This window comes from Ligilactobacillus agilis DSM 20509 (assembly GCF_001436215.1).
In the GTDB taxonomy this organism is placed as follows: domain Bacteria; phylum Bacillota; class Bacilli; order Lactobacillales; family Lactobacillaceae; genus Ligilactobacillus; species Ligilactobacillus agilis.
The window spans coordinates 1-12,739 of the sequence record NZ_AYYP01000013.1; the positions used below are offsets into that span (position 1 = coordinate 1).

General features: G+C 40.5%; 15 protein-coding genes. 2 read left to right on the plus strand and 13 right to left on the minus strand.

Annotation, left to right across the window (positions count from 1 at the left end; genetic code table 11):
• Nucleotides 1-76: 76 nt before the first annotated feature.
• The 12 genes from FC14_RS02040 to comGA all read right to left on the minus strand — a co-directional run bounded on the left by FC14_RS02040 (nucleotide 77) and on the right by comGA (nucleotide 8,414).
• Nucleotides 77-709 carry a TIGR01906 family membrane protein gene (locus tag FC14_RS02040; protein ID WP_056976137.1) on the minus strand — a complete coding sequence of 211 codons (633 nt, stop codon included), beginning with the start codon at nucleotides 707-709 and terminating at the stop codon, nucleotides 77-79.
• Nucleotides 702-1,478, minus strand: coding sequence for a TIGR01457 family HAD-type hydrolase (locus FC14_RS02045; RefSeq protein WP_056976139.1), 777 nt, complete (start codon nucleotides 1,476-1,478; stop codon nucleotides 702-704). Before FC14_RS02045 ends, FC14_RS02040 begins: the two co-directional genes overlap by 8 nt.
• An 11-nt stretch (nucleotides 1,479-1,489) precedes the next feature.
• Nucleotides 1,490-2,068 (minus strand): YutD family protein, encoded by a 579-nt coding sequence (locus tag FC14_RS02050; RefSeq protein WP_056976140.1) that lies wholly within the window; start codon nucleotides 2,066-2,068, stop codon nucleotides 1,490-1,492.
• A 100-nt stretch (nucleotides 2,069-2,168) separates the two neighbouring features.
• The gene (locus FC14_RS02055; protein ID WP_056976143.1) at nucleotides 2,169-3,530 is read right to left on the minus strand and encodes an amino acid permease; all 1,362 of its coding nucleotides are present in this window, start codon (nucleotides 3,528-3,530) and stop codon (nucleotides 2,169-2,171) included.
• Nucleotides 3,531-3,675: 145 nt separating this feature from the next.
• On the minus strand, nucleotides 3,676-4,686 hold the full coding sequence (locus FC14_RS02060; protein ID WP_056976145.1) for a class I SAM-dependent methyltransferase: 1,011 nt from the start codon (nucleotides 4,684-4,686) through the stop codon (nucleotides 3,676-3,678).
• Between the two features lie 70 nt (nucleotides 4,687-4,756).
• Nucleotides 4,757-5,032, minus strand: coding sequence for a hypothetical protein (locus FC14_RS02065; RefSeq protein ID WP_056976147.1), 276 nt, complete (start codon nucleotides 5,030-5,032; stop codon nucleotides 4,757-4,759).
• Nucleotides 5,022-5,462 (minus strand): competence type IV pilus minor pilin ComGF, encoded by a 441-nt coding sequence (locus FC14_RS02070; protein ID WP_162258655.1) that lies wholly within the window; start codon nucleotides 5,460-5,462, stop codon nucleotides 5,022-5,024. The genes FC14_RS02065 and FC14_RS02070 overlap by 11 nt, the downstream gene beginning before the upstream one ends.
• 13 nt (nucleotides 5,463-5,475) lie before the next feature.
• Complete coding sequence (locus FC14_RS02075) at nucleotides 5,476-5,724, minus strand: hypothetical protein (protein WP_056976150.1); 249 nt, start codon at nucleotides 5,722-5,724, stop codon at nucleotides 5,476-5,478.
• Nucleotides 5,708-6,166, minus strand: coding sequence for a prepilin-type N-terminal cleavage/methylation domain-containing protein (locus FC14_RS02080; RefSeq protein ID WP_056976152.1), 459 nt, complete (start codon nucleotides 6,164-6,166; stop codon nucleotides 5,708-5,710). Before FC14_RS02080 ends, FC14_RS02075 begins: the two co-directional genes overlap by 17 nt.
• Entirely contained in the window at nucleotides 6,156-6,446 is a 291-nt protein-coding gene (locus FC14_RS02085) for a prepilin-type N-terminal cleavage/methylation domain-containing protein (RefSeq protein ID WP_056976154.1), read from the minus strand. The genes FC14_RS02080 and FC14_RS02085 overlap by 11 nt, the downstream gene beginning before the upstream one ends.
• Nucleotides 6,443-7,510, minus strand: coding sequence for a competence type IV pilus assembly protein ComGB (gene comGB / locus FC14_RS02090; protein WP_235804491.1), 1,068 nt, complete (start codon nucleotides 7,508-7,510; stop codon nucleotides 6,443-6,445). Before comGB ends, FC14_RS02085 begins: the two co-directional genes overlap by 4 nt.
• Nucleotides 7,446-8,414 (minus strand): competence type IV pilus ATPase ComGA, encoded by a 969-nt coding sequence (comGA, locus tag FC14_RS02095; RefSeq protein ID WP_056976156.1) that lies wholly within the window; start codon nucleotides 8,412-8,414, stop codon nucleotides 7,446-7,448. Before comGA ends, comGB begins: the two co-directional genes overlap by 65 nt.
• Before the next feature lie 175 nt (nucleotides 8,415-8,589).
• Between comGA and FC14_RS02100 the strand changes: the two genes are divergently transcribed.
• Nucleotides 8,590-10,566 carry a methyl-accepting chemotaxis protein gene (locus FC14_RS02100; protein ID WP_235804492.1) on the plus strand — a complete coding sequence of 659 codons (1,977 nt, stop codon included), beginning with the start codon at nucleotides 8,590-8,592 and terminating at the stop codon, nucleotides 10,564-10,566.
• A gap of 15 nt (nucleotides 10,567-10,581) precedes the next feature.
• Entirely contained in the window at nucleotides 10,582-11,544 is a 963-nt protein-coding gene (locus FC14_RS02105) for a sugar ABC transporter substrate-binding protein (protein WP_056976161.1), read from the plus strand.
• A gap of 74 nt (nucleotides 11,545-11,618) precedes the next feature.
• Here the strand turns inward: FC14_RS02105 and rbsK are convergent, their stop codons facing one another.
• On the minus strand, nucleotides 11,619-12,527 hold the full coding sequence (rbsK, locus tag FC14_RS02110) for a ribokinase (RefSeq protein WP_056976163.1): 909 nt from the start codon (nucleotides 12,525-12,527) through the stop codon (nucleotides 11,619-11,621).
• Between the last annotated feature and the right edge of the window lie 212 nt (nucleotides 12,528-12,739).

Consider the following 12,739-nt stretch of genomic DNA (forward strand, 5'->3'; position numbering starts at 1 on the left):
GACCGCATAGTCTATTTTATATATTTAAACTGTATACTTGACAGGACATAGTGCCATGATGCACAGGTTTTTTGTTCTATGGGTGTTTTAACTGGTATCTAGCAATCCCGATAATTCCTACTAAGGAAATAAATACTAACAAGATAAATAAACTAAAAGCGGCCAAAAAATAAGAGGCAGGCAACGCATTGATAATTGGGTCTAACTTAGGGTCAAACAGCCAATCATCATTTGCAAAAAGTAACCGGTGAAAGGTGACAAAAAATTTATTGAAGTTAGTAACCATGAGTGTCAATACGACCACCCCTAATGAAAGCAAGTAATAGCATGGGGTAATCAAGATAAATAACCGTCGCTTTTGCCACAGGCCTTTTAACCACCAACAACTAACTGGAAAACTAGTAGCTAGAATCAGATAATTTTTAAAGAACAAGGCCTTGACCTCGGTAAAGTGGTGCATGGCATTAAAAGAAGTTGGCAGACCTAAATCTAATTGCTGCACCCACGGATAATTTAAGTAAGCTAACAGGCGTTGATACGTTGTTATTAACTGGTGATTGCTGAGTCCTACTTTTGAACCTAAATCTTGGTGCCAAACAAAGTAGTAATATAAACCCCTGAAGTTAATGGTAATGGCAATACAAGCACTGAAAATTGCTAAATAAAACACTACCAATAGTAAGCCCTCTGTTAGTTTTAATTTATTCATCAAAACTCCACTCATCCAGGGAATCCAGTTCATAAGTCGGCTTAACGTCCATTTTGGCAACTTGTTCTTTGGTAGAAACTCCGGTGTAGACTAAGAGCGTATCAATGCCAAAATTAATTCCCGCCTTAATGTCAGTCATATAGTTATCGCCTACCATAATTACTTCATCTTTGGACAACCCAATCTTTTTAAGGGCCTTTTCCATAATAATTGGTTCAGGTTTACCAATGTAAGTTGCCTTTTGTTGGGTCGAACATTCAACCAGAGCAATAACTGACCCAGCACCTGGAACCAAGCCCCGTTCATTTGGTAAGTTAGTGTCTGCGTTAGTCCCAATAAACTTAGCCCCCCGCTTAATGGCTAAAGTTGCTAATTCAAATTTGTGGTAGGTCACGTCATAATCAAGCCCCACAATCACATAGTCTGGCTGGTATTCCTCAAAGCGAAAACCCTTATCTAATAAGGCTTGCTTTAACCCTAATTCACCAATCGGATAAACTGTTCGCTTCTTTTCATCTAAATCAGCCACATAATCAGCTGTCGCTAACGCCGTTGTATAAATGTTTTCAGGGCTAACATGAATATCGAAATTGGTGGCTAAATTAGTAGCTACTTCCTCCGGACTTTTAGTACTATTATTGGTTACAAATAAAAAGTCCTTCTTTCTTGCCTGGAGTTGCTCAACAAACCGTTTAGCTGCCGGTATCTTAATTTTTCCTTTGTAAATTGTACCGTCTAAATCAATCAAATATCCCTTGTAATCTCTCATTATACTTTTTCTTAACCTTTCTGTCTAATTGTAAAATGCCGTTTTTTACCTGGTTTCTTGACGTTATTAGCCCTTGCTGGCTTAAATTTCCGGGGCCGTTTCTTCTTTAACGGGTAAACCCGTTCTTCTAAGTAGGCCTTATCCTTATAGCGTCGTTCACGCGCCTTGCGGTTAGCCGGCTTCTTTTTGGCACTTGCCGGAATCGGTTCAGGCTTTTGAACATCTAAATTTCGCAAGACAAAGTAGGCACAGCCAAAATTGCAGTACTCATACAAGTAATCCTCTAAGCGGTCAATATTTTGGCTAGGGCTGCCCTTCTTGCTACCGACCTCATAAAAACCATGCAAGCGTAACTGATCATAACCCCAGTCACCAACAATATAATCATATTTAGTTAAAATTTGGCTAAACCGTTCTTGAAGTTTTTCAATTTGAAAGCCCTGACGATAGTTTAACAATAACACATAAGGATGACCGTCTATCGTCATTTCTGTTTCGCTTTGCATCCTTATTTCACTAGCAAAGGCTTTGATTGTCTCGGCTTTTCTTGCTAACTGTGCTTCGCGCCGAACCTTCTTTTCAGAATTCAAACACTCACTTCCTCAAATAATATTTATTTTCAATTTTACACCGAATTTAGGCTAAAAAAAAGCGTTCCGCCTAAAATGCCGAACGCTCCCATATTACAGTTTATTTTGTCCTTTGAAGACGGAGTGCCATATACAGGCCACCAAACCAAATTAATGCCGCTAATAGCGCATAAAAAGTAGTTTGATCAAAGCACATGATGACCCCTACAAATGCTAGGAATAATAAAATTAAGTAATTAGCTACTGGAAAGAGGGGTAACTTAAAGCTAACTGGATTTTCTAACCCTTGTCTTTGCAAACTCTTCCGGTAGCGCAAGTGTGCCAAGACAATTGCTCCCCAGATAAATAGGAAACATACGGTCGCCACGCTAGAGATAAAGGTAAATACCACACTTGCGTTAGGGACAATAAATTCTGCAATTACTGCTAATGCAATTACCGCCGCAGAAAATATCAACCCGTTTGCAGGCACCTGTGTTCTGGAAAGACTACTCATTTTTCGCGCGAACTTTCCTTCTTTACCATAATTCAAGGAAAATAGCATCCGCCCAGTTGAAAAGAGTGAGCTATTGCAAGCGGAGGCTGCCGCAGTTAGGACCACAAAGTTAATCACCCCGGCAGCGGCACTAATTCCGATGTCACCAAAAACTTGAACGAAGGGACTATCAGTAGTGGAAATCTTAGTCCAAGGATAGATTGACATTAACGCTAACAGTGAGCCAACGTAGAAAATAATAATTCTAGTTGGAATTTCATTAATTGCCTTAGGAATTACCTTAGTTGGATTTTCTGCTTCAGAAGCAGTAACGCCGATCATCTCAATCCCGATAAAGCCAAACGTCACCATTTGAAATGACATTAAAAAGCCCTTGATACCCTTTGGAAAAAAGCCACCATAATTAACTAAATTGCCTAAGCTAGCGTGACCTAGCGGTGTTTTAAACCCTACAATCACCATGACAATTCCCGCCATGATTAAGGCAACAATAGCCAAAATCTTAACTAACGCGAACCAAAATTCGGTTTCCCCGAATAAACCAACTGTTATCAAGTTCAAGCCTAACAAAATAGCAATCGCAATTAAGCCTGGCAACCATCTAGGTATATCGGGAAACCAATACTGAATGTACATCCCAGTTGCAGTAACATCGGCCATCGCAATAGTAATCCAACAGATCCAGTAAGTCCAGCCAGCCACAAAACCGACTTCTTTCCCTAAATACTTAGCAATAAAGTCAATAAAAGAATGGGTTTTTAAATCCGAAAGCAACAATTCTCCCATCGCCCTCATTAATAAGAAGCAAATTCCCCCAGTTAATAGGTAAGCCAAAACAATCGATGGTCCGGCTAAGTGGATAGATTTACCTGATCCTAAGAACAAGCCGGTTCCAATCGTTCCCCCTAAGGCAATCAACTGAATGTGCCTGCTCTTCAATTTACGTGCATATTCTTCTTGTGCCATGATTTCTCCTCACGTTTCATTTTATATACAAAAAACTAGTAGTTTTAAACTCCGGCGGACAAGCAAGTCCCTTGAAGTTTACAACTACTAGCCTAACATAGATGTTACATGTAGTAAAACTCAACTATTTCATCTATAAGTGAATTTATTTCATCAAACTATTTCTTTCCCACTGATCAATCTGCCCTAAGAAGGCTTGGAACTGCTCCTTGTGCTTAAAACTAGGGAAGTCTCCTAATAAGATTTGCTTAGCCTGCTTAGCGCCGCTTCCATGCTTTTGCAATAATAAAATCGCCTTTTGCCCCCGCTTACTTGCAAATAAATCTTGAGGTAAGTTCAACATCCCTTGCAAATAGGCATTAGCTTGAATATAATCTAACAACCCCTTAGCCTCAGGACTTTCAAATAAGCCTTTAGGCACCACAAAGATTCCAAAGCCAGCCGGTTTCAACTGGTTAACAGCTTGCTCAATCAGCAAGTGATGCACGTATGAGTGACCCTTTTTTGCCCGCGTTTTAAATTGAGTTACCCGTTCATCCAAGGGATAATAGCCAACTGGCAAATCACTAACTACTACATCAACCTTCGGTAACAATAAACCATCTAATGCATCTTGGTGAAATAAATCAACCGAGATTTGTTCAATCTGAGTGGCCATGCTAGCTAAGGTGATTAAAGTATCGTCATTATCTACTCCGTAAGCTTGAATCTTAGGCCAGCCATTTTGATTTAACTTTGAAAGAATGGCCGTTAAGAGGTTACCGGTACCTACAGTTAAATCTAACAAAGCTAGCCCTTGTTTTTTAGGCAAGACCTTTTCCAAAAGATATTCCACCAAAAAGCCGATCGTGTCTGGAGTCATTTGGTGGTTAGCTTGAATTTTTTCTTGCTTGTAAGCTTGAAGTAGCAGTAACTGCATTACTTGCCGCTGCTGTTCGGTAGTTAGACCGGCCAATTGAGCGTTAGCATATAACTCTTCTAGCCGCGTTTTTACTTCAGCGGTGGGAAGGCCGTCTTCGACGTGAACTTCTTTGGCCAATAAGTTGTCCCCTGTTTCAATTAAAGCGTCCAGATAACTAACTTGTAGTTCCTTTTGAAGTAATGCCACCGCTTCTTTTAAGCTCGTAAATGTTTGCTCGATTTTCTCAATTCCCACAATTGTCACCTCATACAAATTTTCCTTGTATAAGTTTAACGATTATTGCCTTGATTTTCAAGAAAAAGCCCTAGTCGGCTGCAGGATAAGTATAAATCCACCCATTCTTCAATGTTATCCGATAATCGTTTCCTTGGTTAGCAGCCCTCCCTAAATTTGTTTGTAGCTGCTCCTTTGGTTGTAACCGATTAATCCTGGCCAAATTATAAATTGACCTTGCTTGGCTCTCATAGCTAATTTGCCTGTAAAGTTGTATTTGAAACTGATAGTACAGGCACTGTCCCAATAATAAACTACTGATGAGCATTAACAGTAACGCCCCGCTTAACAATAGATTAGCCTTCATTTTTAGGGGCCTGTTTTTCTTTGAGAGGCTTAGCTTTTGCAAAGACCACTTCACGTTTAATCACCTTTCCGTGTAATTTAACCTCTAGATCAAGCGTATAATTTTCATCATGCCACTTAGTTTTAAAAGCTTCTACATCAAACAACAGGGGCATATATCCTTGCCCATCTTGATTTAGCCAAATCTTATTGCGTTCATACTTGAGTTGGTAATTAGCTTGACGAGGGGGACTGTAAAAAACAACGTTACCAAACGACGTCCCTTTATATTCCAAGGACAAGCCACGAGTCTTTAACACGCTCACTAATTGCTCGACTTGGGCTAAATCATCTTGGCGGACACTACTTAGGTTGCTTTTTAGATTAAGCATAAATCCCATAAATAAACTCAAACCAATACTAGTGACCACTAAGGCGATAATAGTTTCCAATAAAGTAAAGGCCTTATGCCTCTTTTTGGACCGTAACTCCATTAACCACAATCTTATCTAGCCCCCCTTGTTTACTGGCTAAATACTGCTGTTCACTTTTATCAGCTAAACTTTGATAGTTAATTGCCTCACGAACCGCATCTTTTCTGAGTGGTTCAAATTGAGTTTGCACGCCGATAAAGATGCTCATCCCTACAATGCCTATCAATAATCCGACTAAACTATCCGCTAAAATGAAACCTTGTTTACTTCGTAACCTCAAGCCGATACCTCCCTCCATATCCCACCTGTGGGATTAATGTATACTTTACTTGGTGAAGCTTAGAATAAAACACGACCTTCATGAACTTAGTCCCCCCATTTTTATAAAAATCAGCGTAAGCAAACTTAGTCAAAACCTGGAGACTAGGAGGCAATGTTATAATTTGACTGTGCCGCTTTTGCCCCCTAGTATTTTCAGCATAGTCGCTAAACTCTATTTCCTTACTATGAAATGCTACTTCCGCAACACACCCTTTCCTCTCGGCAGTTATAGCCGTTTTAGACCAAGCCTGGTTAAATGTCCGCCAAAATTGTTGTTCTTGATAAGAAGCTATCATTGTTTTGACTGGAAAAAAGCCTATCAATAGTAGCACTGAGACCAAAGCCAGAACAATTATCATTTCAATTAGGGTGAAGGCTTGCTTGTTATGTTTAACCTTCATCTAACTTATGCTCCCTAATTTGTTTTACCTGACTAGCAGTTAAATAATTAGCCGCCTGTAGTTCTTCAAGGCTTACACTAGTAGCTTCGGGATTATCACTTAAATACAGCTGCCTTTGCGTGGTCAACTCTGTTTTTAAGGCCTCATCGCTAATACTGCCCGCGTGCTTCTTTTGGTTACTAACGTTTGGAATCACAATCAGTAATAATAAACTGATGATAAATAGTACCACTGCCATTTCAATCAAGGTAAAAGCTGATTTTGTAGAATTTTTTCTCATCTGTAAAGTCCTCCCATATTCCGATATAAAGGTAATAAGATTGCTAGGTAGGTGCCAATAATAATGGCTGCAATCACTAAGAATAACAAGGGTTGTACTAGGTTAATTAAATTATCCAACTGTCTTAATAACTTTTGATACGCTAGCTGTGAATAAAGTAAAATCTCCTTACTTAACTCCGCTTGAGTTTGACCTTTGCTAAAAAAGAAGACTAACTCCGGCGGGATAAACGGGTAAAGAGCAATAAATTCCCTTAATTCATCTCCTTTTTCTAACCACAATCTTAATTGCAAACCCAATTGATACAGCAACGACTGCTTATCAAAGTCTCCTAAAAAATAACAAATTTGTTGAAAGTCCATCCCACTTTGTAAGAGCAAACCTAAATTGAAGCTCAAGTAATAGTAACTGTACTGGCGGTAAAACTTACCTATCAAAGGGAGTTGACTGTACCAATGGTGCTTAGTTAACGTTGGTTGCTTTTTCCACCACCAAAATAACTTGCCTAAATACACCCCAACTATTACTAAGATCACCGCTAAACAATACCCACTTAGCTTTACCCAATTAATTTGGCCTGCAGGATTAGGCATCATCCCAAATTGTGCAAGCGCCGGTCGCAACCAAACATGCACAGCAACAATTATCAGCACTAATAAGCCCAATAGTAATAGGGGATAGATTAGTAGGGATTGCAATTTTGCCCTTTGAGCTATCCGCCTTTTTAAAAGTTTGCCTAACTGAGCAATGCTTTCATCTAACTGCCCATGTCTTTCTGCTATCAATAACTGGTAGTAGGTTGCCTGGGACACATAATCCTTTAAAGCTAAACTCAACTGCTGCCCCTCCTCTAATTTGGCCAAGATTTCAGTTAAAGCCGAGCCTTGCTTATTATTTAAAATCACTAAGTTACTCATTGCTTGTTTTAAGGAAAAACCCGCCGCAAGTAAATCGGCCAAGAGACTGAAAAAATCCGCCTGCTTTTTTAAAGTCCAGCGCTTAACCTGCTTGGTACTTCTTTTGGATTTCCAAGCTAATCCATTTGTTTTGGTAACACTTTTCAAGACGCTGCCCCCATTCTGTCGACATCCTTTGGGTCGGTTTAGCCGTTAACAGTGTCTGATTATCGACTTGATCAAATAACACCTTGACGCTCCCATCACAAGTCGGTATCAAACGTTGGTACGAAATTAACTGTACCGTTTGGTTTAAATCGGCACGACTCAACCCTAGATTTTCTAAACGTTCCACTACTCCTAAGGCACTTTGCGCGTGAACCGTCGTTAAAATTAAGTGCCCACTTAAAGCTGCCCTAACCACCGCTTGAGCCGTCCCTTCATCGCGTACTTCTCCAATGATAAACACGTCTGGGTGGTGGCGTAAGGCTACCTTTAATAAGTCGGCATAACCCATTAAGGCCTTGTCATTTACTTGCAGCTGTAAAAAATCGGGCTCGTAAATTTCAATAGGATCCTCGATACAAAGCACCTGCTTATCTTGCAGTTGCCTTGCAAAATAATACATTGCCGAGGTCTTACCAGAACCCATCGGCCCCGCAAAAATAATCATCCCCCGCTTTTGACAGGCCGTCCTAACTAGCTCCCACTGATCTGAAAAAAAGTAGCCTTGTTGTTGCTTAACTCCGTCATATATCAACCTAATCACCAGTGATTCCCGGTTCAAAAAATCGCCTACCGTAGATAAGCGGCAAAAAATCACCTCCCCTTGCCACTTGTACACCCAGGCCCCTAATTGAGGCCGCCTTTGCTCACTTAATGACATATCCGCCTTAAACTTCAGGTAATTCAAGCACTGTTGGCCAACAACTAATGGCAGCTTGCTTTGGAAATAATACTTGCCGGCTAGTGAAAAACCAACGCTAAAGTAGTCATCTTTAGGTAGAAAGTAAATATCACTAGCCCTTTGCTTGATTGCCTTTGCCAGAATTGTTCTTAATTCACTCTGCATATTTTTACCCCCTCACTATTTAGATACGCAAAATAAGCGCATTTTATCCTTAAAAAATTAATTAATTATTAATTATAGATTTCTAATTATGTGGATTGACCTTTATTTTTCTATTCTTTTAGCCGATATAAAAGTATGTAAGTAGATATTATTTTTTAGGAGGCGGCAGAACTTGATGAAAAATAAGAATTTCTCTATCAAGGCTAAATTATTACTGGCAATTATTCCCATCACCTGTGCAATGATTGTCGCCTTAGTCATCATCGCCTACAATGTTTCCGCAATGATGATTAAGCAAAATGCCACACAACTATTGGAAACATCCGTTGCTAAACAAGGAACTAGCATCGAAAATTGGATGAACGAAAACCTCTCATCCTTTAACGCTGCTAAAAGGGCGATTGAACAAGCTCACCCTAAAGATGCAGAGTTGCAAAAAATTGTTAACGGTTACTACAATTTCAACACCAATTCCCCTGACGGCCTTTACATTGCTGATCAAAATGGCACTGTTATTAAGGCGACTAAGTCAACTAAAAACACCACTAACGCCGTTAACAGTCCCTGGTTTAAGGAAGGGTTAAGCCACGTTAACATGACTTTTGGCGACCCTTACGTTGCTGGCGGCCACAAGGTCATCAGTGCGACCGGTTTAATCGATGATGGTTCAAATAACCTCCGGATTTTAGGAGCAGACTTTACCCTTGACCGGATTTCAACCATCGTCAACTCAAACATTTCGATGAAAGGCGCCCAAGCTTTCTTAGTTAACAAAGATACTATGAAGGTCATGGCCGACCGTAACTCAGCCTTCGTTGCTCAAAAGGTCGGAAGTAGCGACCAACCTGCCATTTATAAGGCAGCGGCTAAGCAAATAGACCATGGTAACTATAACACCCAAACACTCGGGACAGACTTTACTGCCTTCCACACCATTGCGGGAACCAACTGGGTCTTAGTTTCTTACATCCCTACTAAAGTTGTTTTAGCTAACCTCTCTAAGTTACGCTTAATCATGATTGCCATCAGTATTGTGGCCTTAATTATCATGTGTATCGTCGTTGAACGAGTTACTAACCGGACAATTAAACCAGTCAAGAAGATGACTAAAGTTATTACCGCCATGGCTGACGGTGACTTTACAGTCGACGTAGATACTAAAGGAAATGACGAAATTGCAGAAATGGGCAAGAGCGTTGATAAATTCATCGTTTACATGCGGCAAATGATTAAAGCTATTAGTCAAATTTCTACCAGCCTACAAACCCAAGCAACTGGTAGCGAAAAGGTCGCTCATGAAATGAACGATGCCTCTGAAACTCAATCAAAATCTATGGATGAACTTAACATGACCGTTGACCAGTTATCCATTTCCGTTAACGATATTGCCAAAAACGCTAGCCAACTAGCCGAAGTGGTGACAGATACTAAAGACAATAGTGACTTGGTTAAGGTCAAAATGGAAGATACCGTTTCAGTATCCGAACACAGTCGTGAGGATATGAAACAAGTTGTCGTTGCCCTCGATAACATCCAAAATTCTGTTACTAACCTGCAAGAATCTATCAATAAAGTGGGGACTGCTTCCGGTGAAATCGTTAATATCGTCAAAATTATCGGGGAAATTGCCCACCAAACTAACCTCTTATCACTCAATGCTTCCATCGAAGCCGCTCGGGCCGGGGAAGCAGGTAAAGGTTTTGCGGTCGTAGCTACCGAAATTAATAACCTGGCTAAGAGTAGTGCTAACTCCGTGTCACAGATTTCTGATTTAATCAAGGAAGTCAACGACCTCGTAGGCGACACCGTTAAGCAAGCTGGCGATAGCGTAAACGACATCAATTCCAGTGCCGTCCTAATCAATACTGCCGTTGATAGTTTTGATACTATTTTCCAAAATATTCACGAAACAAGTAACATGATTAGCCAAGTGGTTGAACGAATTAATGGAATTGAAGAAGTCGCTACTAACGCGGCCGCTATTTCCGAAGAACAAGCGGCTAGTTCAGATGAAATTTTAGCTACTTCAGAAACCACTCTCGCCCAAGCTAAGAACATCTCAGGTAATAGCAAGGTTGTGGCTAAGGAAGCTCAACAATTAGCTCAAACTGCTAAAGACTTGGCTAACCAAGTTAAACATTTCAAAGTTTAAGAGGTGAAGATAACAATGCTTAAGAAATTTTTTAGTCTCTGCTTAATCCTGACTTGTGCTAGTTTCTTCTTAGCTGCCTGTGGTCATGACCAAGCTGATGGAAACGGTAAAAAGATTGCGATTATGACTTACACTAAAAACGATACCTTTAGTAAAAAATTGATTGCATCAATGAAGGAAAATGCTCAGGCAAATGGGATGGAAGTCGATATCTACAATGCCAATGATTCTAGTGATACCCAAATTGCTCAGGTTAAAAAGGTTGCCAAAATGAATTACGCGGCCATCTTAATCAGACCTGTTGAAGCCAATAATTCTCAAGAAATCACTGCCATTGCCGGTAAAACGCCCGTTATTTTTTACAACTTACAGCCAGAAAAAAGTGTACTTAAACCTAACCAAGATATCTATGTTGGTCCTAACGAAGAACTAGCCGGTAAGTTACAAGCCAACTACGTCTTAAAACAAACGAGTGATAAAGACACTATCAACGTGGCCATCTTAAGGGGACCTAGTGGTTTGGCCGCTGAAAAGAGAACTAGCGCCTTTCAAGACACCCTACGTAAGGCCGGCAAAAACGTTAACTACGTCTTTTTAGACAATGGTAAGTGGGATCTTAAAACGGCTCAGCATTTAACCGAACTCTTCTTAAAGACCAACCAACCATGCGATGCTTTGGTAGCTAACAATGATGATATGGCCTTAGGTGCGATTGCCGCCTTTAAGCAAGCTAAGCGTAAATTACCAATCGTCTGCGGGGTCGACCTTTCTGCCGCTGGTAAAAGGTCGATTCAAAATAACCAGCTAGCCTTCTCGGCCTACCAACCTGCTGACTCCCAAGGAAAGACCATCATCAAGGCCGCCTTACTTTTAGCCAACAAGAAAAAAGTCACCGACCTTAAAGGAGCAAGTGATGATGACTTGTATGTCTATACTAGTTTCGAAGGTGTAACAGCCGAAAATGTGGCTAACTATTAATTAGCCCATTAATAAATTAAAAATGCGGATTCTTTGTTTTTACAAGGAATCCGCATTTTGTTTTATCAACTAAATTAGTTATTGGCGCTAATTTCAGCGTAGGTTGGAATTGATGGAATGGCCCCTAATTTTTGGACCGCTAACGAAGACGCCTTATTGGCAAAGCGAATCGCAGCTTCAATGTTAGTAAAATCAGTGTCTAGCTGTGAGCTTAAGGAACCTAGGAAAGTATCTCCTGCCGCGGTAGTATCGACTGCTTGGACCTTAAAGGCAGGAACAAAGCCGTGGGTGGTTTTTGTCTGATAGAAGGCCCCTTTAGAACCAAGGGTAATAATAACATTTTTCACCCCTAACGCTTGTAATTTTTGGGCGGCTTGTTGACAAGACACTTCGTCTTTAACCTCAATCCCTGTTAGGGCTTGCGCTTCGGTTTCATTTGGGGTTATCAAATCGGTTAAGCTTAACATTTCAGGTGGAACCTGCTTAGCTGGGGCTGGGTTTAAAATCGTCTTTACCCCTGCCCTTTTGGCCAACTCAAATGCATACTTACCCCCGGCTAGCGGTGTTTCAAACTGTGTAATTAAAAAGTCACTTGCGGCTATTTTAGCCTGAGCTTGGTCAATATCTTCAAGGCTTAACTCTTGGTTAGCCCCCCCATAAACAAGAATGCTATTTTCCCCGCTTTCTTGGAGTAAGATGAAAGCCTGGCCTGTTCCGCTGGCTGAATATGTAATAGCGTCCGTGTCAATCTCTGCTTCCTTTAGTAGCTCTAGCATCATCGCTCCGTTTGCGTCATTGCCAATTTTACCGATAAAGCTTGTCTTGGCGCCGCACCTTGCAGCTGCAATCGCTTGGTTAGCGCCTTTACCACCACCAGCATTTTGCTTAGAGTTCATCTGCATCGTTTCGCCTGGCTTAGGTAATCTGTTTATTTTCAAGATGGTATCAACATTTAAACTTCCTAGAACCGTTACCTTATTCATGATAATCCCTCCCAGTCTGACTCTATGTAAAAGGTATTACTTACCTCTATCTTATCCTATTGCCCATATTGACGCTAGCAAAATTTAACTTTAATTAAAAGGAAATTATCTTTCTTTCATTAAACTAAAAAGCACTAAGCAGAGCAAAATAAACTCTGATATGCTCCCTTTAGAGTAGACACAGAAATATGTAAATTCTGTATCTTACTCTG

What these genes read in the sequence shown, in the direction of transcription:
- FC14_RS02040 (WP_056976137.1), bottom strand. Translation starts at nt 709, where the DNA reads ATGAATAAATTAAAACTAACAGAGGGCTTACTATTGGTAGTGTTTTAT.
- FC14_RS02085 (WP_056976154.1), bottom strand. Translation starts at nt 6,446, where the DNA reads ATGAGAAAAAATTCTACAAAATCAGCTTTTACCTTGATTGAAATGGCA.
- FC14_RS02105 (WP_056976161.1), top strand. Translation starts at nt 10,582, where the DNA reads ATGCTTAAGAAATTTTTTAGTCTCTGCTTAATCCTGACTTGTGCTAGT.
- FC14_RS02045 (WP_056976139.1), bottom strand. Translation starts at nt 1,478, where the DNA reads ATGAGAGATTACAAGGGATATTTGATTGATTTAGACGGTACAATTTAC.
- FC14_RS02055 (WP_056976143.1), bottom strand. Translation starts at nt 3,530, where the DNA reads ATGGCACAAGAAGAATATGCACGTAAATTGAAGAGCAGGCACATTCAG.
- FC14_RS02100 (WP_235804492.1), top strand. Translation starts at nt 8,590, where the DNA reads ATGAAAAATAAGAATTTCTCTATCAAGGCTAAATTATTACTGGCAATT.
- FC14_RS02065 (WP_056976147.1), bottom strand. Translation starts at nt 5,032, where the DNA reads ATGAAGGCTAATCTATTGTTAAGCGGGGCGTTACTGTTAATGCTCATC.
- comGA (WP_056976156.1), bottom strand. Translation starts at nt 8,414, where the DNA reads ATGCAGAGTGAATTAAGAACAATTCTGGCAAAGGCAATCAAGCAAAGG.
- rbsK (WP_056976163.1), bottom strand. Translation starts at nt 12,527, where the DNA reads ATGAATAAGGTAACGGTTCTAGGAAGTTTAAATGTTGATACCATCTTG.
- FC14_RS02080 (WP_056976152.1), bottom strand. Translation starts at nt 6,166, where the DNA reads ATGAAGGTTAAACATAACAAGCAAGCCTTCACCCTAATTGAAATGATA.